Below are 23,219 nucleotides of genomic sequence, written 5' to 3'. Positions count from 1 at the left end.
GGTCAGAATCTCAGCATGGACGATCACGAGAACGAGAAGCCGCACCGCGATCGGGACGGGGACGACCCGACCGGTCGCCCGCGTCGCTTCGTCTCGCCACGGCGCGCCGCCGCCGGTTCGCCCCGCGCCGGGCGGCGCGGTGGGCTGCGCCGGTTGGGTGCCGGCCTGGCGCTGCTGGTCGTCACACTGACCGGGGTACTGCTCGGGGTCCTCGCCGGAGGGCACGTCAACACCGACATCGGCCCGTTCCAGGCCCGGCTGTCCGTTTCGCCGGCGGTCAACGGCAGCACCACCGTCGACATCCCACCGCTGGGCGCGCTGCTGCTGGACAGCCACGACGGGCCGACCCGGCTGACCGTGGAACTGGGCGCGTTGGACCAGGGCCGCACCGAGGCCCTGATCGACGACCCGGCAAGCATCAACCGGGCCACCCAGTCGGCCGTAGACGACGTCCAGGAGGGCGTACTGCGGCTCGGGCTGCGGACCGTCGGCGCGACCGTGCTGGCCACGCTGGTGCTGGCGCTGCTGGCGTTCCGGGACACCCGGCGGGCCGCCTGGGCGGGCGCGCTGGCACTGGCGATCAGCGCCGGCAGCCTGGGCACCGCCGCCGCCACCGTCCGGCCGCAGGCGATCGAGGAGCCCACGTACGAGGGGCTGCTGGTCAACGCCCCGGCGATCGTCGGTGACGTCCGCAAGATCGCCAACGACTACGGCCGGTACGCCGAACAGCTCCAGCGGCTCATCGGCAACGTCACCCAGCTCTACACCACCGTGTCGGCCCTGCCGGTGTACGAGCCGGAGCCCGGCACCACGCGGGTGCTGCACATCTCCGACATGCACCTCAACCCGGCCGCCTGGCAGCTCATCCGCACGGTGACCGAGCAGTTCGGCATCGACGTGGTGATCGACACCGGCGACATCACCGACTGGGGCAGCGAGCCGGAGGCCTCCTACGTCGGCTCGATCAGCCTGCTGGAGAAGCCCTACGTCTACATCCGCGGCAACCACGACTCGCCCCGGACCGCCGCGGCGGTGGCCCGGCAGCCGAACGCGATCGTGCTGGACAACACCACCGCGACGGTCGCCGGGCTGACCATCGCCGGCATCGGCGACCCGCGATTCACCCCGGACAAGAGCACCTCACCGGCGAGCGGTGGGCTCAACCAGCCCACCGCCGACGAGCTGATCGCCACCGGGGACAAGCTCGCCGCCACCATCCGCAGCTCCCCCCGACCGGTGAACATCGCGCTGGTGCACGACCCGGCCTCGGCCGGTCCGCTCTCCGGCACCTGCCCGCTGGTGCTCGCCGGGCACACCCACGACCGGCGGGTGAACACGCTGCCCGAGGTGCCGGGCGAGCAGCCGACGACGCTGATGGTGCAGGGCTCCACCGGCGGCGCCGGGCTGCGGGGACTGGAGGGCGAGGAGCCGACCCCGCTGGCGATGACCGTCCTCTACTTCGACCAGGACAAGCAACTCCAGGCGTACGACGACATCACCGTCGGCGGCACCGGCCAGGCGCAGGTGAACCTGGAGCGCACCGTGGTGCAGCCGCCGACGCCGCTGCTGACCCCGCCGATCACCCCCACCCCGACACCGACCCGCTGACGACTACCGCCGGAGAAAGCCCCCCGGCACGCTGAGGCAGGGACCCGGCTCGGGCGCGGGGCTCGATGGTGTCGTCCTCGGCTGCTGTCGAGCTGATCCGCGCATGCTGTCGCGGTTCTCGAACGGTCCGAGAAGCTTCTCTCGGCAGCGGCGGTGAAGAGGGACCGACCCGGCCGGTCGCTGACCGTCGTGAGCGACCTGTCCACGGCGACCCTGCGCGATCCGTCGCGAGGCGACCCGCCGACGGCGGCCTCTGCGATCCGTCGTAGGGCAACCTGTTCACGGCGGGCCTGCGCGATCCGCCGTGAGCGACCTGCCGACACAGCCTGCGCGATCCGTCGACGCTGTCAGCTCGAAAGGGCCCGAACCCCATACCGCGACCTACGCACGCACGCCTACCCCAGCCCGACATGGAGCGACAGATACAGGCACCGACCGGGCTCCGAACCGGCGACACGAGTCCGATTCCCGTCACTCGCTCCAGCGACCCGGGCGCAGGCCCAGGCCCAGGCCCAGGCTCAGGCTCAGGCCAGGCTCAGGCCCAGGGGCCAGCGCCAGCGCCAGCTCTGGCACCGGCACCGGCACCGGCACCGGCACCGGCCCAGCTCAGCGCAGGGCGAGCGCGGCCAGGGCGGCGTTGACGATGCTGCCCGGCAGCAGGTCGTGCAGCTCGTACAGCTCGGCGACGCTGCCGGACTGGCCGAACTCGTCCACGCCGAGCGGCACCGCCGGCGCACCGACCGCCGACCCGAGCCACGCCATCGCGTGCGAGGCGGCGTCGTGCACGCTGACCACCGGCACCCGGTCGGCGAAGGCGGACCGGAGCGCGCCCGGCACGCTGGGCACGGTGGCGGTGCGTACGCCCTGCCGCAGGGTGCGCTGCCACGCGCGGTAGAGGCGGTCCAGGCTGGTCACGTCCACCACGTGCGCGGCGACGCCCTCGTCGGCCAACTCGGCTGCGGCGGCGAGCACCTCGGGCAGCACCGCGCCCGAGGCGGCCAGTTGCACCGTCGGCGCGTCGGCCAGGTGCGGGTACGCCTGGTGGGCGTCGACCAGCCGGTACGCCCCGGCCAGCACCTGTCGGCGCAGCACCGCGTCACCGAGCCGGGCCCGGGCCGCCTCGAACGGCGCCTGGTCCAGCGGGCGGGTGCTGAGCCGGAAGTAGTACGCCCCGTCCTCGGTCGGCGCGGCGGTCGGCACCGGCTGCGGGGCACCCGCGATGTGCCCGAGCGCGTCGCAGAGCAGCCAGTCCAGGCCGACCGCGTACGCGGGCTCGACGAAGGTCACGCCGGGCAGCTCCAGCCCCACGCTGGCGGTGATGGTCGACTGGTGCGCGCCGCCCTCCGGGGCGAGCGTGATGCCGGACGGGGTGCCGGCGACCACGAACCGGGAACCGGAGTACGTGCCGTACAGGAACGCGTCCAGCCCGCGCAGCACGAACGGGTCGTAGACGGTGCCCACCGGCAGCAACGGCTGGCCGGACAGGTCCCAGGCGAGCCCGAGCTGGCCGAGCAGCAGGAACAGGTTCATCTCGGAGATGCCCAGCTCGATGTGCTGCCCCTCGGGGCTCTCCGTCCAGCGCAGCATCGACTCCGACGCCCAGGAGCGCTGGGCGGTCGGGGCGAACACCCCGGTCCGGTTGATGAACCCGGCCAGGTTGGTCGAGGTGGCCACGTCCGGCGCGGTGGTGACCAGGTACTTCCCCACCTGCTGATCACGGGCCAGGTCGACCAGCACCCGACCGAAGACCTCCTGGGTGGAGATCGGCTTGTTGGCGCGTACGTTCGTGGCCTGCGGGACGGTGACCCCGAGCGCACGCTCGCGGGGCGCGCGGGACAGCGCCTCCCGACGCTGCCCGGCCCGGATGCCGGCCGGGGACGCCGGGTCGAGGCGGTCCCACTCGGTGTCCCGGGTCAGGCCGTGCCCGGCCCGCAACGCGTCGACCTGCTCACCGGAGAGCAACGCCGAGTGGTTGCGCGGATTGCCGGCGATCGGCAGACCCCACCCCTTGACCGTGTACGCGAACACCACGCTCGGCCGGTCGGTCACCGCGTCGCACTGGGCGTACGCGTCGAGCAGCGCCGCCAGGTCGTGCCCGCCCAGGTCGGTGACGAGCGGGCCCAGGTCCTCGTCGGTGATGTCGGCGATGAACGCGGCGATGCCCTCGGGCGCGCCGTCCAGGAACTGCTCGCGCAGCGTCGGCCCGGTCAATCCGAACAGCGACTGGTACTGCTCGTTCGGCATCGCGTCGATCCAGTCGCGCAAACCCGCGCCGCCCGGCCGCTGGTACGCCTCGGCGAGCCGGCGACCGTACTTGACCTCGACCACGTGCCACCCGGCCGCCTCGAACTGGCCCCGCCACTGGTCGATGCGGACGCCGGGGACGACCCGGTCCAGCGACTGCCGGTTGAAGTCGACCACCCACATGACGTTGCCGAGACCGGTGGTGGCCGGGTCGGCGACCGCCTCCCAGATGTTGCCCTCGTCCAGTTCCGCGTCACCGATCAGCGCCACGAACCGGGAGTGCGGGCGCGCCCCGAAGTGCGCGTCGACGTACCGCCGGGTCACCGCCGCGAACAGCGGCGCGGCGGCGCCCAGGCCCACCGAGCCGGTGGAGAAGTCCACACCGTCCGGGTCCTTCGTCCGCGACGGGTACGACTGGAGTCCGCCCCGGGCGCGCAACGTGGTCAGGTACGACCGGTCCAGGTTGCCGAGCAGGTACTGGATGGCGTGGAACACCGGCGAGGCGTGCGGCTTGACCGCGACCCGGTCCTCGGCGTCGAGGTGCGCGAACCACAACGCGGTCATCGCGGTGACCAGGGAGGCGCTGGACGCCTGGTGCCCGCCGACCTTCACCCCGTCCCCGGTGCTGCGGTCGTGGTTGGCCGCGTCCACGATCCGGGTGGCGAGCCAGAGCACCCGGCGCTGGATGTCGTCGAGGACGTCGATGTCGTGCTGGTTCACGGTGCGCTCCAGGGGTCCGGCGCGTCGTCGTTGACGCCCGGTCGGGGGACGGGGGGGGTGGTGGTGCGGATGCAAGGAAGGGACCCTTCCTATACACCAGACGGTAAGAAGGGTCCCTTCCTTACACCTCAGGCGCCGAGGCGCTCCAGGATCAGCTCGCGGACGGTCTTGGCGTCGGCCTGCCCGCGCGTGGTCTTCATGACCGCGCCGACCAGCGCACCGGCCGCGGCGACCTTGCCGCTGCGTACCTTGTCGGCGACGTCGGGGTTGGCGGCGATCGCCTCGTCCACCGCGGCGGTCAGCGCACCGGTGTCGGAGACGACCTCCAGGTTCCGGTTGGTCATGATCTCGGTGGGCGAACCCTCGCCCGCGACCACGCCCTCCAGCACCGTCCGGGCCAGCTTGTCGTTGAGCTTGCCGGCGTCGACCAGACCCTGGAGTTCGGCGACCTGGGCCGGGGTGGCACCCACGTCGGCCAGCTCCACGCCGGTCTCGTTGGCCCGCCGGGACAGCTCGCCCAGCCACCACTTGCGGGCGGCGGCCGGGGTGGCACCGGCGGCGATGGTGGCCTCGATCAGCTCCACCGCACCGGCGTTGAGCACCGACTGCATGTCCGCCTCGGAGAGTCCCCACGCCTCCTGGAGCCGACGCCGGTGCAGCCGGGGCAGCTCCGGCAGCGCCGCCTTCAGCTCGGCCACCCAGGCGGTGTCCGGCGCGAGCGGCACCAGGTCCGGCTCGGGGAAGTAGCGGTAGTCGGTGGCGGTCTCCTTGGACCGGCCGGGGGTGGTGTCGCCGGTGTCCTCGTGGAAGTGCCGGGTCTCCTGGGTGATCCGTCCGCCCGCGTCCAGCACCGACGCCTGCCGCAGCATCTCCGAACGCACCGCCCGCTCGACCGAGCGCAGCGAGTTGACGTTCTTGGTCTCGGTGCGGGTGCCCCACTCCTCGCCGGGCAGGTTCAGCGACGTGTTCACGTCACACCGCAGCGAGCCCTCCTCCATCCGCACGTCGGAGACGCCGAGCGAGCGGAGCACGTCGCGCAGCTCGGTGACGTACGCCCGGGCGATCTCGGGGGCGAGCGCGCCGGTGCCGGGGATCGGCTTGGTCACGATCTCCACCAGCGGGATGCCGGCCCGGTTGTAGTCGACGAGCGACTCCGTCGCGCCGTGGATCCGGCCGGTGGCGCCACCGACGTGCAGCGTCTTGCCGGTGTCCTCCTCCAGGTGCACCCGCTCGATGCCGATCCGTACCGTCTCGCCGTTCACCTCGACGTCCAGGTAGCCGTCCACACAGAGCGGTTCGTCGTACTGGCTGATCTGGAAGTTCTTCGGCATGTCGGGGTAGAAGTAGTTCTTCCGGGCGAACCGGCACCACTGCGCGATGGAGCAGTTCAACGCCAGGCCGATCCGGATGGTCGCCTCGATGGCCGCCTTGTTGGCCACCGGCAGCGAGCCGGGCAGGCCCAGGCAGACCGGGCAGACCCGGGTGTTCGGCTCGCCGCCGAAGTCGGTCGGGCAACCGCAGAACATCTTCGTGTTCGTGCCCAGCTCGACGTGGGTCTCCAGGCCGATCACCGGCTCGAATCGCGCGACGACCTCGTCGTACGCGGGCAGCGTCGTGGTCATGAGAACTCCAGCTTTCGGGCGGTGGCCGGCCCGCGCCGGCATCCGGACACAACGCCGCCCAGCCTAGCCGCTCCGCCCGCCTGGCCTCGGTCGGGCGTCACCCCGCGGTGAACCCCTGCCGACGGCGGTACGCCACCACCAGCAGGATGCCGCCGATGCTGAACGCCACGACACCGAGGAGCATCAGCACCAGGGCCGAGTTCTCCCCGGTGACCGGCAGCCAGGCCCCGGTCGTCCGGGACGGCGACGGCGCGGCGGCGGTCGGCGTCGGGCTCTGCGACGGCGTGGTCGGGTACGCGGTCGGCTGTTCGGTGGGGGTCGGCGAGACCGACGGGGTGGCCGTCGGGTCCGGGTAGACGACCAGCGACACCTCCTCGGTGTCACTGGTGGCGGTGCCGGTGGCACGAACGGTGAAGTCGAAGGTGCCGGCGACGGTCGGGGTGCCGCCGAGCACGCCGTCCGCGTCGAGCACGAGCCCGTCCGGCAGCGCCCCGGCGGCCAGCCCGAACCGGATGTCGGAGTCACCCTCGGCGGTGAACCGGAACGAGTACGCCTGCCCGGCCGTGCCGCGCGGCGGCGCGGCCGAGGTGACCACGGCGGCCGGCGTGGCGATCACCAGCGTGACGTCCTGCTGCCCCTGGAAGCCGTTCGCGTCGGTCACCAGCAACGCGAAGCGGTAACGCCCGGCCTGACTCGGGGAACCCGCGAGGACACCGGCCGAGGAGAGCGACAGGCCCGGCGGCAGCGCACCCGACCCCAGCGCGACGGTGTGCCCGGCGGTGCCGCCGGACGCGGTGAACCGGTGCGTCGGATAGACCTGCCCGACGTACCAGGGCGACACCGGCTCCGGCGACGTCACGGTGACGACCGGCTGCACCACGACCACGGTCACCTGGTGGTCGGCGAACTCCCCGCTCGGCGATCCGGTGGCCCGGACGGTGAAGGCGAAGCGGGCGGCCACGGTGGGCGTACCGGTCAGGGTGCCGGACGAGGAGAGCGCCAGACCGGGCGGGATCGCACCGGCGACCAGCGCGAACCGGATCTCGTCGTCACCGGTGGCGGTGAAGGTGTGACCCGGGTACGGCTCGTGGGCGGTCACCCCGGACGGCGGCGGGTCGGAGGTGACGGAGATGGTGACGACCGCCGGATCCACGATCACCGGATCCGCGATCACCGGATCGACGGCGGCAGGTGCTGCGACGACGGGCGCGGCGCTGCCGAACAGCAGCATCGTGAGCACCGAGACAATCGTGATCGGCCGCAGCGTCTTCATCGCAGTTCCAGTCGGCTAGAAGCCCATGCTTGCGTTTCACCAGCGGCTCGGACTCTATCCAACCCGCGCACGTCACCATGCGTTATGAGTCCGAACGGTGACCTCGTGTCACCGGACGGGCCGGGCGACGCGCGGCGGGGCGGTGCGGAACCGCCCCGCACGGCGTCACAACGTCGGCGGCGTGAGAGTGCCGACCGCGCTCTCCAGCGCGGCGGCCACCCGGTACATCCGGTCGTCGGCCATCGTCGGGGCCATCACCTGCAACCCGACCGGCAACCCGTCGGAGAGGCCGCACGGCACCGAGATGCCGGGACCGCCGTACAGGTTGGTCGGGATGGTGAAGAGGTCGGCCAGGTACATCTGGTACGGGTCGGAGGTGCGCGCGCCCAGCGGGAACGCCACGAACGGCGTGGTCGGCGAGATCAGCGCGTCGACCCGCTCGAACGCGGCGGTGAAGTCGCGGGTGATCAGCGTACGGACCTTCTGCGCCTGCCCGTAGTACGCGTCGTAGTAACCCGACGACAGCGCGTACGTGCCGAGCATGATCCGCCGCTTGACCTCGGGGCCGAAGCCGGTCTCCCGGGTCAGCGACATGACCTCCTCCAGCGACCGGTTGCCGTCGTCGCCGATGCGCAGACCGAACCGCACGCCGTCGAAGCGGGCCAGGTTGGAGGAGCACTCACTCGGGGCGATCAGGTAGTAGGCCGGCAGCGCGTACGCGAAGTTCGGGCAGGACACCTCGACGATCTCCGCGCCCAGCTTGGTCAGCGCGTCGACGGCCTCGTTGAAGGCGGCCATCACACCCGGCTCGGCGCCCTCGCCGACGAACTCGGAGACGATGCCGAGGCGTACCCCGGTCAGGTCACCGGTCGCACCGAGCTTCGCGGCGGCCACCACGTCCGGCACCGGGGCCGGGATGGAGGTGGAGTCACGCGGGTCGTGGCCGCCGATCGCCTCGTGCAGCAGCGCGGCGTCGAGCACCGTACGCGCGCACGGGCCGGGCGTGTCCAGCGAGGAGGAGAACGCCACCAGGCCGTACCGGGAGGTGCCGCCGTAGGTCGGCTTCGCGCCGACGGTGCCGGTGACCGCGCCCGGCTGGCGGATCGAGCCGCCGGTGTCCGAGCCGATCGCCAGCGGCGCCTCGTACGCGGCCAGTGCCGCCGCGCTGCCGCCGCCGGAGCCGCCCGGGATACGCCCGGTGTCCCACGGGTTGCGGGTCGGCCCGTACGCCGAGTACTCCGTGGAGGAGCCCATCGCGAACTCGTCCATGTTGGTCTTGCCGAGCATCACCGTGCCGGCGGCACGCAGCCGCTCGACGATCGTCGAGTCGTACGGCGGGCGCCAGCCCTCCAGGATCTTCGAACCGACCGTGGTCGGCACGCCCCGGGTGGTCAGCACGTCCTTGACCGCGACCGGCACACCGGCCAGCGGACCCAGTTCCGCTCCGGCGGCCCGCCGGGCGTCCACCTCGCGGGCGGCGGCGAGCGCACCCTCGGTGTCGACGTGCAGGAAGGCGTGCACCCGGTCGTCGACGGCGGCGATCCGGTCCAGGTGCGCCTGGGTCACCTCGACCGCCGAGGTCTCACCGGAGGCGACCAGCCCGGCGATCTCGGTGGCGGTGAGTCTGGTCAGGTCGCTCATGACGCCACTCCGCTCGGCTGCGTAGTGTCATGAGGCACCACGCTGAGTTGATTGTTCGCTCGCTGAAGCTCGCTCACGATGCCACATCCTCGTCCAGGATCCGCGGAACGCGGAACCGCTGCTCCTCGGCGTCGGGCGCGCCGGACAGCGCCTCCTCGGGGGTCAGGCACGGCGTCACGACGTCCTCGCGGAGCACGTTGGTCAACGGCACCGAGTGCGAGGTCGGCGGGATGTCCGCGGCGGCGACCTCGCCCACCTGGGCGACCGCCTGGAGGATCACGTCGAGCTGGCCGGCGAAGGTGTCCAGCTCCTCCTCCGTCACGGCGAGCCGCGACAGTCGCGCCAGGTGCGCGACCTCCTCGCGGGAGATGGCGGCCATCGGTGCCCCCTTCGTGGCTGTCCTGCGTCTGCGTACGCCCACCGCGCGGCGTGCGACGCGACGCGCGGTGACCGGAGCGAGTCTATTGTTCCGCGCCCGGCCCGCCGCCCCCGGCTCCCCGGGGCGTCCGGACCGGGGAGCCGGGTACGCGCGGGGCGGGCGACGCGCGGCGGTCCCGCCCTGCGGTCACCGGGGGCTGCGGCGGGGTACGTCCGGCTCCTCGTGGCCACCGATCGGGCGCACCGGCCGGTACCGACCCAGCCAGGCGACCAGTTCCTCGGCCGGCATCGGCCGGGCGTAGAACCAGCCCTGCGCGGCGTCACACCCGGCCGCGTGCAGCATCCGCCAGGTCTTCTCGTCCTCCACGCCCTCGGCCACCACCCGCAGCCCGAGCGCCTTGCCCAGTTCGATCGTGGACCGGACGATCGCGGCGTCGTCGGAGTCCTCGGTCATCCCGAGGACGAAGGACCGGTCGACCTTCACCTCCGACAGCGGCAGCCGACGCAGGTGTTGCAGCGACGAGTAGCCGGTGCCGAAGTCGTCCAGCGCGATGCCGACCCCGATCCGGTGCAACCGGGTGATGGTGGTCAGCACCCGGCGGGGGTCGGCCATCAGCGCGCCCTCGGTGATCTCCAGTTGCAGCCGTTCCGGCGGCACGCCGTAGCGGGTCAACCGGTCGGCGATCTGGTCGGCGATCTCGCCGGTGTGCAGGTCCCGCACGCTGACGTTGAGCGCCGCCCGCAGGCCCAGACCGGCGGCCGACCACTTGGCCAACTGCTCGACCACGTCGTCCACCACCCGGCGGGTGAGCAGGCGCATCACGGCGCTCTGCTCGGCGACCCGGATCAGCTCCTCCGGGTCGACCATGCCCCGGCGGGGGTGCCGCCACCGCAGCAGCGCCTCGACCCCGACCACCTCGCCGGTGGCGATGGCGATCTGCGGCTGGTAGTACATGGTGATCTCGCCCGCGTCCCCGGCCGGATCGCCGCCGGACACCGCACCGGCGGCGGACGGGCCCTCGTCACCCGGCCGGTGCGCGCCGACCGGGCCGGACCAGGGCTCACCGGGGACCGCCGCCGGGTCGGCGGGCCGGACGGAACGGCGCAGGATCGGGTCGGCACCGGTGACGATCCGGGCGATCAGCTCGTCGTCGGACGCGACCACGGGAGGCCGGTGACGACGACGGAACCAGCGGCCAGCGCCGCGCTGCCGCACCACCGGGGTCGCGGTCAACGCGGCCCCGTCCCCGCCCCGCACCACCGGCGCGTCTCCCGACCCGCCGCCCGGTGCGTCGCCCGACCCGTGACCCGACCCGTCAGGCCCGGCGGGCCGGCCCGCCGTGCCCGCGTCCAGCACCCGGCGCAGGTCGGCCAGCAGGCCCAGCCGCTCGGCCGAGTTGTGATCGGACTCGGCGGTGTAGACGGCGACCGTGTCGTTGCGGTGCTTGGCGTCGTACATCGCCACGTCGGCGTGGCGCATCAGGGTGGCGAAGTCCTCGCCGTGCTCCGGGTACAGCGCGATGCCGATGGAGCCGCCGACGTCCAGCGGCAGCCCGTCCAGCGCCACCGGCTCGGCGAGGACCCGCACCACCTGGTCGGCCAGGGCGCGGGCCTGGGTGACGTCGTCCACCCCGGTCATCACGATGGCGAACTCGTCGCCGCCGAGGCGGACCACCAGGTCCGGCGCCGGCACCAGGTCGGTCAGCCGGGCGCTCACCTCGACCAACAGCCGGTCGCCGACGGCGTGCCCGAGCGCGTCGTTGACGTTCTTGAAGCGGTCCAGGTCGATCAGGAGCAGGGCCAGGCGGGCGCCGGGCTCACCCCGGGCGGCGCGCTCGGCGTGCCGGTGCACCTGCTCGTTGACCTCGCTGAGCAGTGCCTTGCGGTTGGGCAGCCCGGTCAACGGGTCGATGGCGGCGAGTTGGTGCTGTTCGACGGTGAGTCGGGCCATCCGGTAGACCGCGAACAACGGCACCAGCACCAGCGGCACCAGGGCGGCACTGGCCCGCGCAGCGGTGACCAGCACCGGCGCGAGCAGCAGCAGCGCCCCGGTGGAGAGCAGCTCGAACGGCAGGCCGTGCCGGGCGTTGGGCCACCACCGCTCGCCGAAGCGCAGCCGGACGGCCGTGGTCACCAGTCCGTAGTTGATCGCGAACCAGGCCACCCCGGCCCCGCCGATGGCGACGATGTCGGTCCACCCCAGACGGCCACCGTCGAAGATGCCGCCCGGCCCGAGTCGGGTGACGGCGTACGCGGCGGCCAGCGCGACGGCGTACTGCCCGGCGTTGAAGGCGACCCGCCAGGGGGCGTGCCGCATCCGGATCCCCGAGACCAGCACCGCGACCGCCTGCACCGCGACCGCCGGGCCGAGACCCCAGCCGAGCAGGATGGCGAAGGTGAAGCAGGTCGACGGGAAGACGGCGGACGAGGAGGGCCGCCGGCCGGGTGGCAGGAACGGACGCGCGTCGCAGGCGACGGCGAGCACGGCCATCGTCCAGAACGCCGCCGGCAGGTCCGGCAGCGTCCCGGCGAACGACACCAGCGGCCCGACGGTGAGGAGTACGGCCACGACCAGCACGAGGCCGACGAAGACCGCGAAGGGCGTGGTGCGCCCGGGCGGGACGAGGTTGCGCGGATCGGGCGGCTCCATCACACCTCCCGCTACGGGCCGCGACGCGTGGGTTCACGCGCCGTGTCCCAATGAAACGCCCCCGACGGCCGGAAACCAGGTACGACAGCCACGAATCGGTCGTAGTCGTAATTAAGTTGGTATCCGGGCGAGTGCCCGCAAGATCGGCACGTCTCGCGTCACTCGTCGACGCGGGCCACCGCGCGCGCCGCGTCCGCGCCGGAGTCGAGCAGCACCCGGAAGCCCTCCTCGTCGAGGATCGGCACCTTCAGCCCGGCCGCCTTGTCCGCCTTGGAGCCGGGGTTGTCGCCGACCACCACGAAACCGGTCTTCTTGGACACCGAGCCGCTGACCTTGCCGCCCCGGGACTGGATCGCCTCGGCGGCCTGGTCCCGCGAGTAGCCGGACAGGGTGCCGGTGACCACCACGGTCACCCCCTCCAGCGGTCGAGGCCCCTCCCCCTGCGCCTCCTCGGCCATCCGTACGCCCGCGTCGGCCCACTTGCGGATCACCTCGCGGTGCCAGTCGACGGCGAGCCACTCGCGGATGCTCACCGCGATGGTGGGGCCGACACCGTCGACGGAGGAGAGTTCCTCCTCGGAGGCGGCGTCGATCGCCTCGATCGACCGGAAGTGCCGGGCGAGCGCCTGCGCGGCGGTCGGCCCGACGTGCCGGATGGAGAGGGCCACCAACACCCGCCACAGCTCGCGTTCCTTGGCGACGGCGAGGTTGTCGAGCAGCTTGACGGCGTTGCTGCCGAGGCTGCCGTCCTTGTTGACGAAGAACGGCGAGCGGGCCAACTGCTCGGCGTCGAGCGAGAACAGGTCCCCCTCGTCGGTGATCACCTGGGCGTCCAGCAGCGCGGCGGCGCTCTTGTAGCCGAGCGCCTCGATGTCGAACACCTTGCGCCCGGCCAGGTGGTAGACCCGCTCGCGCAACTGCGCCGGGCAACTGCGCGAGTTGGGGCAGCGGATGTCGACGTCGCCCTCCTTCGCCGGGGCGAGCGGGGTGCCGCAGGCCGGGCAGACGGTGGGCATGACGAAGGCCCGGGCGTCGGGCGGACGCAGCTCGACCACCGGGCCGAGCACCTCGGGGATCACGTCGCCGGCCTTGCGGATCACCACCGTGTCGCCGATCAGCACCCCCTTGCGCTCCACCTCGCGCGCGTTGTGCAGGGTCGCGTACGCGACGGTGGAGCCGGCCACCTTCACCGGCTGGAGCAGCGCCCGGGGCGTGACCCGACCGGTCCGTCCGACCTCGACCTCGATGTCGAGCAGGGTGGTGTTGACCTCCTCGGGTGGATACTTGAAGGCGATCGCCCAGCGGGGTGCCCGGCTGGTCGAGCCGAGCCGGCCCTGGATCGGCACCGGGTCGACCTTGACCACCACGCCGTCGATCTCGTGCTCCACGTCGTGCCGGTGCGCGGCGTAGTGCGCGATGTAGTCCCGGACGCCGGTCAGGTCGGGCACCACCCGCCAGCGGTCGCTGGTCGGCAGCCCCCAGGCCCGCAACGCCGAGTACGACTCGGACTGGGTGGCCGGCTGGAAACCGTGCCGGGCACCGATGCCGTGCACCACCAGGCGCAGCGGCCGGGACGCGGTGATCCGTGGGTCCTTCTGGCGCAGGCTGCCGGCGGCGGCGTTGCGCGGGTTGGCGAACGGCGCCTTGCCCTGCTCGACCAGGCCCGCGTTCAGGTCGGCGAAGGCGGCGACCGGGAAGTAGATCTCGCCACGCACCTCGATCAGCTCGGGGACCGGCCCGAACTCCGCCGAGTCGGTCAGTCGGCCGGGCACGTCCCGGATGCTGCGCACGTTGGCGGTGACGTCCTCACCGGTGCGACCGTCGCCCCGGGTCGCCGCCCGCACCAGCCGGCCCGACTCGTAGGTGAGGTTGATCGCCAGCCCGTCGACCTTCAGCTCGCACAGGTAGGGCACCGGGCCGCCCGCGTCCCGCTCGACCCGCTCGGCCCACGCCGCCAACTCCTCGTCGGCGAACGCGTTGTCCAGCGACATCATCCGTTCGGCGTGCGCGACGGGGGCGAAGTCGGTGGAGAAGGTGCCGCCGACCCGCTGGGTCGGCGAGTCCGGCGTGCGCAGCGCCGGGAACTCCTCCTCCAGCGCCGCCAACTCCCGCAGCAGCCGGTCGAACTCGGCGTCCGAGACCGTCGGCGTGTCGAGCACGTAGTAGCGGTACTGGTGCTCGGTCAGCTCCTGGCTCAGCGTGGCGTGCCGGTCCCGTGCCTGCGGGGTGGGCTCGGCGCCGGCCGCCGCCTCCTGTGCCGCGCTGACCTGCTCGCCGATGGCTTCCTCGGACACCCCGCGACCTCCTGTGATGGCTACCCCGGCACGGTATCCGGCGGGTCGGACAGTTCGCCGACAACCCCACCGGTTCCCGCCGGTCAGCGCCGCCGCGCCGCCGGGTCAGCGCTGCCAGGCGGCAGCGAGGGCGGCGAGTTGGTCGGCGTACTCGATGCGACCGGCCCAGTCGGCGGGCCAGGCGGTGACCCCCACGGCGGCACCGACGAACGCCCCGGCGAGAGCGGCGATCGAGTCGGAGTCACCGGCGGTCCGGGCCCCCCGGGCCAGTGCCCCGACCGGGTCGTCGGGGTGCCGGACGGCGCAGTGCAGCGCGGTCGCCAACGCCTCCTCGGCGATCCAACCCTCACCGGTCCACCGGCACGGGTCACCGCCGTCGTCCGCTCCGGCGAGCGCCGCGTCGAGCCGGGACAGCGCACGCAGGCACTCGTCCCAGCCCAGGGCGGCGAACTCGGCGGGCGTCCGCGCGCCCGCGCGCTGCCACAGGTCACCGAGCCAGTCGCCCCGGTAGACCTCGCGCTGGTCCCGGGCGCGGGCGGTGAGCAGGCCGGGCAGGTCGGCCAGCGCCGCGCCGTCGACCAACAGCCGCACCGCGTACGCGGTCAGTTCGCTGGCCGCCAGCGCGGTCGGGTGTCCGTGGGTCAGCCCGGCCTGGAGCTGGGCCAGCCCGGCGAGGGTGTCGAGGTCGACGTCGAGCAGACCGACCGGGGTGACCCGCATGTTCGCCCCGCAGCCCTTCGACTCGACCTGGGTGGCCTGCTGCCACGGCAGCCCACGGGACAGCTCGCCGCAGGCCCGCAGGCAGGTCATCCCGGGCGCACGGTCGTTGTCCGGGCTGGCCGCCCAGGCCAGGAAGCGCTGCCGCAGCAGCGGCTCGACCGCGTCGGGGGTGTACGCGGGCGCGTCGTACAGCGCCCAGCCGACCGCGAGCGCCATCTGGGTGTCGTCGGTGACCAACGCCGGATCACCGACCAGGTCCCGGGGTCCGGTCGGGCCGTACCGGCGCTCGATCTCGGCCACGCTGAGGAACTCGGTGGGCTTGCCCAGGGCGTCACCGTAGGCGAGTCCGAGGAGCGAGCCGGCGGCCCACCCGCGCGAGGGGCTGATCATGGTGACGATCATGCCCGCTCGGGCGGGCCGGCGCGACGGTCAGACCTCCCAGCACAGGCAGAACGGGTGCCCGGCCGGGTCGGCGTAGACCCGGAATCCCTCGCCCTCCCCCGGCAGCCGCCGCGCGCCCAGCGCCAGCGCGGCCCGCTCGGCGACCTCGATGTCGTCGACGGTGACGTCGAGGTGTAACTGTTGCGGCCGTTCCGGGTCGGGCCAGGTCGGCGGACGCAGGTCGGGTGCCTGCTGGAAGGCGATCCGGGGCTGGTGGCCGGGATGCCCGCCCAGCACCACCCACTCGTCGCCGTCGCAGTCCTCCTCGATCAGCGGCAGGCCGAGCAGTTCGGCGTAGAAGGCGGCCAGGGCACGCGGGTCGGGGCAGTCGATCACGGTGGAACGCAGTCGTCCGATCATGCCCGGCATGCTGCCCCCGAGCAGCGTGCCGAAACCTCACTCCTCGACGATCCGCCGACCCGCGTCGCGACAGGCGGACAGCACCGCGCGGACGTACGCCGGGGTGGCGCCGGCCAGACCGCACGCGGGGGTGACCACCACCTGCTCGGCGAGTCGGCGACGCGGGAAGCCGAGCCGGTCCCAGACGGTGCGGACCCGGTCGGCGACCTGGGCCGAGGTCGGCGCGCGACCGGCCGGTGCGGTGGTCGGCGCGGCACCGGCGAACAGGCCCAGCCCGGCGTCGATCGCCTCGCCCAGCGCGTCCAGGTCGGTGACCAGGTCCAGGTCGAGGGCGACACCGACCGCGCCGGTGGACCGGATCAGATCCAGCGGTACGTCCGGAGCACAGCAGTGCACCACGGTCGGTACGCCGACCGCCTCGACCACCGTGCCCAGCAACGCCCGCGCGTCCTCCGGCAGCACCGCCCGGTAGGTGCCGAGGCCACTCTCGGTGGGCACCCGTCCGGCCAGGACCGCCGGCAGCGACGGCTCGTCCACCTGGAGCAGGACGGCGGCCCGGGGTACCCGGCGGGCCACCGCCGCGACGTGCGCGCGCAGTCCCTCGGCGAGCGAGCCGGCCAGGTCGCGCACCGCGCCGGGGTCGCGCACCATCCGGCCGCCGACCGGCAGTTCCAGCGAGGCGGCGAGGGTGAACGGACCGGGTGCCTGCACCTTGATCGGGCCGGCGTACTCCTCGGCCTGCTCGGCGAGTTGGTCGAGGTCGCGTTCCATCAGGTCCCGCGCGCGGCGCAGGTCCCGACCGGGGCGCAGGGCCACCCGCCAGCGGGCCGCGTACAACTCCACGGGCAACTCGACCAGCAGGCCGGCACCGCGCCCGATCAGGTCCGCGCCCGGGCCACGGGCCGGCAGCTCCGGCAGGTGGGGCAGGGCGGGCAGCTCGCCGAGGACGATCCGCTGCGCCTCGGCGACGTCGGTGCCGGGCAGCGATCCGATGCCGGTCGCCGCGCCGGCCGGCCAGGGCCAAACCTGATCACTCACGGCCGAAGGGTACCGGTCAGTCGGTGATCGTGGCGGAGCCGAGCACGATGTCACCGGCCGGGTCCGGTCGGTACGCGACGATCGCCTGGCCGGCGGCGACGCCCCGGACCGGCTGCCGCAGGTCGGCACGGAGCGCGTCGCCGTCCACGGTGACCTCGGCCGGCACCACGACGCCGTGCGCCCGCAACTGCACCTCGCAGTCGATCGGGCCGTCCGGGCGTGGGCCACCGGTCCAGACCGGACGGGTGGCCCGCACCTGCGCCACCTCCAGCGCCTCGGCCGGGCCGACGGTCACGGTGTTGGTGGTCGGCGTGATGGAGAGCACGTACCGGGGTCGGCCGTCCGGGGCCGGGCGGTCCAGGTGCAGGCCGCGTCGCTGGCCCACGGTGTACGCGTACGCACCGGCGTGCGTGCCCACCACCGCGCCGGTGCTGGCGTCGACCACGTCGCCGGGCGTCTCGCCGAGCCGCTGGGCCAGGAAGCCCCGGGTGTCGCCGTCGGCGATGAAGCAGATGTCGTGCGAGTCGGGCTTGTCGGCCACCGCCAGGCCCCGGTCGGCGGCCTCCTGCCGGACCTGTGCCTTGGTCGAGTCGCCGAGCGGGAAGATCGACCGGTCCAACTGCGCGCGGGTGAGCACCGCCAGCACGTACGACTGGTCCTTGGCCAGGTCGACGCTGCGCCGCAGCAGCCCGTCCGGGCCGAGCCGGGCGTGGTGGCCGGTGACCACGGCGTCGAAGCCCAGGGCCACCGCCCGGTCCAGCACCGCCGCGAACTTGATCTTCTCGTTGCAGCGCAGGCACGGGTTGGGGGTACGCCCGGCGGCGTACTCGGCCACGAAGTCGTCGACCACGTCGGCGTGGAACCGGTCGGCCATGTCCCACACGTAGAACGGGATGCCCAGCACGTCGGCGGCGCGGCGGGCGTCCCGGGAGTCCTCCAGGGTGCAGCAGCCCCGCGCTCCGGTGCGGTAGGTCTGCGGGTTGCGGGCCAGCGCCAGGTGCACGCCGGTGACGTCGTGACCGGCCTGCACCGCCCGTGCCGCCGCCACGGCGGAGTCCACCCCGCCGGACATCGCCGCCAACACCCTCACCCGGACCACGCTCCCTTCCCGCCGAGCCTATCTCCGTGCCGCCGGTCGGCGGTCGTCCCGGTCCGGCGTCGAAGCCGGTCCCACCGCCACGCGTGCTACGTCAGCGGGGCGTCCGCAGCGCCGCCGCCCGTCGGGCCCGCTCGACGGCCGCCGGCAGGGCGGCGATGAGCGCGTCGACCTCACCGGCGGTGCTGGTGTGACCGAGCGAGAAGCGCAGCGACGAGCGCGCCCGGTCGTCGTCGGCGCCCATCGCGAGCAGGACGTGCGAGGGCTGCGCCACTCCGGCGGAGCACGCCGAACCGGTCGAGCAGGCGATGCCCTGGGCGTCCAGCAGGAGCAACAGCGCGTCGCCCTCGCAGCCGGGGAAGGAGAAGTGTGCGTTGCCGGGCAGCCGGTCCGTCGGGTCGCCGTTGAAGACCACCTCGGGCACCGCCTGCCGTACCCGCTGGACCAGGTCGTCGCGGAGTGCGGCGACCCGGGTGGCGTACTCCTGCTGCCCCTTGACCGCCGCCTCGACGGCGACCGCGAAGGCGACGATGCCGGCGGTGTCCAGCGTGCCCGAGCGCACGTCACGCTCCTGACCGCCGCCGTGCAGCAGCGGCACCGCCGCGACGTCCCGGCCCAGCAGCAGCGCACCGATGCCGACCGGGCCGCCGAGCTTGTGGCCGGTCACGGTGAGCGCGGCGACGCCGCTGGCGGCGAAGTCGACCGGCACCTGGCCGACCGCCTGGATCGCGTCGGTGTGGAACGGGACGCCGTACTCGGCGGCGACCGCGGCCAGGTCGCCGACCCCCTGGACGGTACCGACCTCGTTGTTCGCCCACATGGCGGTGACCAGGGCCACCCGGTCGCCGTGCGCGGCCAGTTCGGCGCGCAGCGCGTCGGGGTGCAGCCGGCCGGTCCCGTCGACCGGCAACGAGCCCACCTCGGCGCCCTCGTGCGCGCCCAGCCAGTCCACCGCGTCGAGCACCGCGTGGTGCTCGACGGCGCTGGAGACCACTCGGGTCCGCCCACCGTCGGCGTCCCGGCGCGCCCAGAAGATGCCCTTGACCGCGAGGTTGTCGCTCTCCGTGCCACCTCCGGTGAAGATCACCTCGGACGGCCGGGCCCCCAGCGCGGCGGCCACCCGTTCCCGCGACTCCTCGACCCGCCGCCGGGCGAGCCGGCCGGACGCGTGCAGGGAGGACGCGTTGCCGACCTCGCGGGCGGTCGCGACGTACGCCTCCAGTGCCTCGTCGAGCATCGGAGTGGTCGCGGCATGATCCAGGTAAGCCATCACGGTTCAGCCTAACGACCGTGCCCGCCTCGGCCGCAGTCCGGAGTACCGGCCGCCGGGCTCACGCCGGAACCGCCGTCACCACGACGCGCGGCTCGCCGTCGGCACCGCTGACCGGTGCCGCACCTGGAGCACGATCGGCTGGTCTCTTCCGGCACTCGGCGAGAGCGAGGCGGAGGAGACCGACCGCACCCACCTCGACGGTTGCCCACACTGCCGGGGCGAGTGGGAGAACCTGCGCGACCGACCCGGCCCCACCGGCCCAGACGGTGGTGGCCAGCGCCCGGCTCGACGCGTACGGCAGCACGCCGGCTCGGGCCCGGGGGGGACGCGCGGGTGCTCGACAGCGGCGAGCTGCACCCGCATGTGGCGAATCTCCCGGCCGTGCCGGGGTACTACGAGGTCTGGCTCATCAACCCGAACACCATGGAGATGTTCTCGATCGGCGTGCTCGGCACCGGCAGCGAGGTGCTGCTGCCGCTACCGCCCAACGTCGACCTGGGGAAGTACTCTGTTGTCGACGTCTCCGCCGAACGGTTCGACAACGACACCGCCCACTCCGGGGACAGCCTGTTGAGGGGCTCTTTGACGGGCTGATCGGCGGGCCGGTTCAGCTCCCCGGCCCGCCGATCAGCTCCCTCGGCGCAGACGACGAAGCCGCCGCCCGGTGTTGCGGGCGGCGGCTTCGCGGTCACGCCTCACTTGCGCTTGCGGATCTCCTCGGCGGCCTGCGGGACGATCTTGAACAGGTCACCGACCACGCCGAAGTCGGCCAGCTCGAAGATGGGCGCCTCGCCGTCCTTGTTGACCGCGACGATCGTCTTCGAGGTCTGCATGCCGGCCCGGTGCTGGATCGCACCGGAGATGCCGAGCGCCACGTAGAGCTGCGGGGCGACGGTCTTGCCGGTCTGGCCGATCTGGAACTGGTGCGGGTAGTACCCGGAGTCGACGGCGGCCCGGGAGGCGCCGACCGCGCCGCCGAGCAGGTCGGCCAACTCCTCGACCAGCTTGAAGTTGTCGGCGTTGCCGACGCCGCGACCGCCGGAGACCACCACACCGGCCTCGGTGAGCTCGGGGCGCGAGCCCTTCTGCTCGGCCACCCGGTCCACGACCCTGGCCAGCTTGTCGGTGTCGCCGACGGTCACCGTGAGCTGCTCCACCGCCGGGGTGGCGGCGGCCGGGGCCGGGGTGACCGAGTTCGGCCGGACGGTGACCAGCGGCAGGCCACGGGTCACCTTGGAGGTGACCACGGTCGAGCCGGCGAAGGCCACCTGGGTGGCGGTGCCGTCGGCGGCCAGGCCCACCACGTCGGTCAGGATGCCGTTGTCCAGCTTGACCGCCAGCCGGGCGGCGATCTCCTTGCCCTCCTGCGAGGAGGCGAGCAGCACGGCGGCCGGCTGCACCCGCTTGACCAGGTCGGCGACCACGGTGGCCTTGGGCGCCACCAGGTAGCCGTCGATCTCCTCACCCTCGGCGGCGTAGATCTTCTCCGCGCCGTACTCGCCCAGCTTGCCGGCGAGCGCGTCGGCGGCACCGGCGCCGCCGAGCACCACCGCCGCCGGAGTGCCCAGCTCGCGCGCGAGGGTGAGCATCTCCAGGGTGACCTTCTTGACGCCGAACTCCCGAGTGGCTTCGACGACGACGAGAACCTCAGACATATCCCGCACCCCTCACACGAACTTCTCGGTGGCGAGGAACTCGACCAACTGGACGCCACCGGAGCCGTCGTCGGTGACCTTGACCCCACCGGAACGCGGCGGGCGCTTGCTGTGCTCCAGCACCGTGCTGGTCGCCCCGGCCAGGCCCACCTCGTCGGCGGCGACCCCCAGGTCGGCCAGGCCCAGCGTCTGCACCGGCTTCTTCTTGGCGGCCATGATGCCCTTGAACGACGGGTACCGCGGCTCGTTGATGGTGTCCCAGACGGAGACCACGGCCGGCGTCGAGGCGGTGACCACCTCGTAGCCCTCCTCGGTCTGGCGCTCGACGGTCAACGTGCCGCCGTCGACGGTGAGCTTGCGGGCGCCGGTCAGCGCCGCCACGCCCAGCCGCTCGGCCAGCATGTGCGGCAGCACCTGCACCCGGCCGTCGGTCGACTCGGCACCGCAGAGCACCAGGTCCGCGCCGAGCTGGCCGAGCGCCGCGGCCAGCACCTTCGAGGTGGCCACCGCGCAGGAGCCGTGCAGGGCGTCGTCCACCACGTGCACCGCCTTGTCCGGGCCCATCGACAGCGCCTTGCGGATCGACTCGGTCGCCCGGTCCGGACCCATGGTCAGGATCGTCACCTCGCCGCCGTGCGCCTCCTTGATCTTCAACGCCTCTTCGATGGCGTATTCGTCCATCTCGTTGATGACGTTGTTCGCCGAACCGCGGTCGACAGTGTTGTCGTCAGTACGCAGGTTGCGGTCCGCGCCCGAATCGGGCACCTGCTTGACGAGTACGACGATGTTCATCGCGCTTCGACGACCCTCCTGCTGTGGTGGTGTGCTCAATCGCCCCTGGTCTGGGGCGCAGCCTTGCGTGTCTGTTGCCGTCAGGTCAACTGTGGGCTGCTGTGCAGTTGCCCACGAGGCGATGTTACCTGTCGGTAGCATAGGCTTCCCCGCGCGACGGACGTGACGCAGCTCACCGGAGGAGGCGTCGGTCAGGACGACTCGCCCAGCACGTCCTTGATCCGACCGATCGCCTCGGCCTCGGCCGGACTGACCCCCTGATGGGCGCGGGCGGTCCGGTCCGCGGCGGTCAGCACCACCTCGCGGTAGACCCCGACGTCCTGCGGCGCCTTCTCGGCCAGGATGCCGACCGCCCGGCGCAGCGCCGGGAGCACCACCGACTCGATCTCCAGCGCCGAGTCGCGCGGCAGTTTCGGCAGCGGTCCGCTGGTCAGCGCCTCCTTCACCACCCCGCTGGCGTCGGAGATCGCCCCGGAGGCGGCGAAACTCTCCCGGAAGACCGCCAACAGGCCGGGCTCGGCGTTCGAGACCATGAGGACCGCGCCGAAGGCACCCGTCTTGAGGGTCAGCTTCTCCTCGTCCGTCAGCCGCTGCGTCATGATCACGGAGTGTAGACGTAGGGCGTGGTGGTGGTGACCACGACGAGCCCGAGCCGCTCCAACAGCGGACGACTCTCCACTGCGGCGTCGACCTGCAACAGCGTCCGATCGCGCTGACCGGCCGACCGGGCCCGGTAGGTGACCAGCGCCCGGTGGATCCCCCGCCGCCGCCACCGAGGCCGGGTCGAACCGCCCCAGAGCGTGGCGAAGGTGGTCTCCGCCGGATACCGCACCCAGCCCGCACTGACCAGCGTCTGGTCCGCCTCGGCCACCACCACGGTGATCGACTGCGGGTCGGCGTCGATCTCCCGGGCCAGACCATCGGCCAGGCCGGACAGGTCCTCGCCCCAGAGCTGCGTCTCCAACTCCGCGATCCGCTCCAGGTCCGCGCGGCCGGTCACCTCGCGCAGGCGTACGCCCTCCGGCACCACCGGCAACGCGGAGGCCAGCGGCGCGACCGGCCCGACCATGACGGACTCCTCCGCCTCCGGGGTGAACCCGGCCGCGCGCAGCCGCTGCGGCAGGTCGGTCGGCTCGTCGTGGCCGTGCAGCTTCCACTCCACCGGCTCGCCCCGCTCGACGGCGACCGCCACCTGCCGGGCGATCAACTCGTCCAGCTCGGCGCCGCCCAGACCGTCGAGATCGCGATAGGTCACCAGGCCCCGGCCGTCCAGACCGAGCACCCGGAACACCGGACCGTCCCGCTGGACCAGGACCCCGTCCGGCACCGGATCGGGCAGCCCCGGCCGCAGATGGGTGTCGTACGCCGTACGCAACGTGATCGCGTCAAGATCCGCCATGTTTCCAGTTATGCC

The 23,219-nt window shown here is 73.1% G+C and carries 18 protein-coding genes; 2 read left to right on the top strand and 16 right to left on the bottom strand.

Annotated elements, in window-relative coordinates:
- Window positions 1-15: 15 nt before the first annotated feature.
- On the top strand, window positions 16-1,608 hold the full coding sequence (locus ACQVFL_RS06570) for a metallophosphoesterase family protein (RefSeq protein ID WP_431728954.1): 1,593 nt from the start codon (window positions 16-18) through the stop codon (window positions 1,606-1,608).
- A 606-nt stretch (window positions 1,609-2,214) separates the two neighbouring features.
- Here ACQVFL_RS06570 and ACQVFL_RS06565 read toward each other — a convergent pair.
- The 12 genes from ACQVFL_RS06565 to ACQVFL_RS06510 form a co-directional block, all read right to left on the bottom strand.
- A complete protein-coding gene (locus ACQVFL_RS06565; RefSeq protein ID WP_431728953.1) occupies window positions 2,215-4,572 on the bottom strand; it encodes a transketolase-like TK C-terminal-containing protein in 2,358 nt (785 codons plus the stop codon).
- A 128-nt stretch (window positions 4,573-4,700) separates the two neighbouring features.
- Window positions 4,701-6,194 (bottom strand): Asp-tRNA(Asn)/Glu-tRNA(Gln) amidotransferase subunit GatB, encoded by a 1,494-nt coding sequence (gene gatB / locus ACQVFL_RS06560; RefSeq protein WP_431728952.1) that lies wholly within the window; start codon window positions 6,192-6,194, stop codon window positions 4,701-4,703.
- Between the two features lie 97 nt (window positions 6,195-6,291).
- Window positions 6,292-7,467: a putative Ig domain-containing protein gene (locus tag ACQVFL_RS06555; protein ID WP_396691805.1), complete on the bottom strand. Its 1,176-nt coding sequence runs from the start codon at window positions 7,465-7,467 to the stop codon at window positions 6,292-6,294.
- Between the two features lie 165 nt (window positions 7,468-7,632).
- Complete coding sequence (gene gatA / locus ACQVFL_RS06550; protein ID WP_396691806.1) at window positions 7,633-9,108, bottom strand: Asp-tRNA(Asn)/Glu-tRNA(Gln) amidotransferase subunit GatA; 1,476 nt, start codon at window positions 9,106-9,108, stop codon at window positions 7,633-7,635.
- A gap of 73 nt (window positions 9,109-9,181) precedes the next feature.
- The gene (gatC, locus tag ACQVFL_RS06545; RefSeq protein WP_088995614.1) at window positions 9,182-9,487 is read right to left on the bottom strand and encodes an Asp-tRNA(Asn)/Glu-tRNA(Gln) amidotransferase subunit GatC; all 306 of its coding nucleotides are present in this window, start codon (window positions 9,485-9,487) and stop codon (window positions 9,182-9,184) included.
- 186 nt (window positions 9,488-9,673) lie between these two features.
- Window positions 9,674-12,136, bottom strand: coding sequence for a putative bifunctional diguanylate cyclase/phosphodiesterase (locus ACQVFL_RS06540; RefSeq protein WP_431728951.1), 2,463 nt, complete (start codon window positions 12,134-12,136; stop codon window positions 9,674-9,676).
- Between the two features lie 158 nt (window positions 12,137-12,294).
- The gene (gene ligA / locus ACQVFL_RS06535) at window positions 12,295-14,430 is read right to left on the bottom strand and encodes an NAD-dependent DNA ligase LigA (RefSeq protein WP_431728950.1); all 2,136 of its coding nucleotides are present in this window, start codon (window positions 14,428-14,430) and stop codon (window positions 12,295-12,297) included.
- 105 nt (window positions 14,431-14,535) lie between these two features.
- On the bottom strand, window positions 14,536-15,540 hold the full coding sequence (locus ACQVFL_RS06530) for an ADP-ribosylglycohydrolase family protein (protein WP_396691809.1): 1,005 nt from the start codon (window positions 15,538-15,540) through the stop codon (window positions 14,536-14,538).
- Between the two features lie 39 nt (window positions 15,541-15,579).
- Window positions 15,580-15,951, bottom strand: a complete 372-nt coding sequence (locus ACQVFL_RS06525) for a VOC family protein (protein ID WP_396691810.1) — start codon at window positions 15,949-15,951, stop codon at window positions 15,580-15,582.
- A gap of 36 nt (window positions 15,952-15,987) precedes the next feature.
- Complete coding sequence (locus tag ACQVFL_RS06520; RefSeq protein WP_431728949.1) at window positions 15,988-16,989, bottom strand: methionine synthase; 1,002 nt, start codon at window positions 16,987-16,989, stop codon at window positions 15,988-15,990.
- A 16-nt stretch (window positions 16,990-17,005) separates the two neighbouring features.
- Entirely contained in the window at window positions 17,006-18,079 is a 1,074-nt protein-coding gene (gene mnmA, locus ACQVFL_RS06515; RefSeq protein ID WP_396691812.1) for a tRNA 2-thiouridine(34) synthase MnmA, read from the bottom strand.
- Window positions 18,080-18,179: 100 nt separating this feature from the next.
- Complete coding sequence (locus ACQVFL_RS06510) at window positions 18,180-19,355, bottom strand: cysteine desulfurase family protein (RefSeq protein WP_396691813.1); 1,176 nt, start codon at window positions 19,353-19,355, stop codon at window positions 18,180-18,182.
- Between the two features lie 336 nt (window positions 19,356-19,691).
- On the opposite strand from ACQVFL_RS06510, the gene ACQVFL_RS06505 reads away from it, so the two are divergent.
- A complete protein-coding gene (locus ACQVFL_RS06505) occupies window positions 19,692-19,952 on the top strand; it encodes an anti-sigma factor (protein WP_431728948.1) in 261 nt (86 codons plus the stop codon).
- A gap of 101 nt (window positions 19,953-20,053) precedes the next feature.
- Here the strand turns inward: ACQVFL_RS06505 and ACQVFL_RS06500 are convergent, their stop codons facing one another.
- The 4 genes from ACQVFL_RS06500 to ACQVFL_RS06485 all read right to left on the bottom strand — a co-directional run bounded on the left by ACQVFL_RS06500 (window position 20,054) and on the right by ACQVFL_RS06485 (window position 23,204).
- Window positions 20,054-21,013 (bottom strand): electron transfer flavoprotein subunit alpha/FixB family protein, encoded by a 960-nt coding sequence (locus ACQVFL_RS06500; RefSeq protein WP_431728947.1) that lies wholly within the window; start codon window positions 21,011-21,013, stop codon window positions 20,054-20,056.
- 12 nt (window positions 21,014-21,025) lie between these two features.
- On the bottom strand, window positions 21,026-21,805 hold the full coding sequence (locus ACQVFL_RS06495; protein WP_396691816.1) for an electron transfer flavoprotein subunit beta/FixA family protein: 780 nt from the start codon (window positions 21,803-21,805) through the stop codon (window positions 21,026-21,028).
- A 191-nt stretch (window positions 21,806-21,996) separates the two neighbouring features.
- Window positions 21,997-22,410, bottom strand: a complete 414-nt coding sequence (locus tag ACQVFL_RS06490; RefSeq protein ID WP_396691817.1) for a hypothetical protein — start codon at window positions 22,408-22,410, stop codon at window positions 21,997-21,999.
- On the bottom strand, window positions 22,407-23,204 hold the full coding sequence (locus tag ACQVFL_RS06485) for a GNAT family N-acetyltransferase (protein WP_431728946.1): 798 nt from the start codon (window positions 23,202-23,204) through the stop codon (window positions 22,407-22,409). The genes ACQVFL_RS06490 and ACQVFL_RS06485 overlap by 4 nt, the downstream gene beginning before the upstream one ends.
- Window positions 23,205-23,219 lie beyond the last annotated feature (15 nt).

Source organism: Verrucosispora sp. TAA-831, from assembly GCF_050780145.1.
In the GTDB taxonomy this organism is placed as follows: domain Bacteria; phylum Actinomycetota; class Actinomycetes; order Mycobacteriales; family Micromonosporaceae; genus Micromonospora.
Note: the sequence above shows the minus strand (reverse complement) of the source record. Positions and strands in the feature narration are given on the sequence as shown.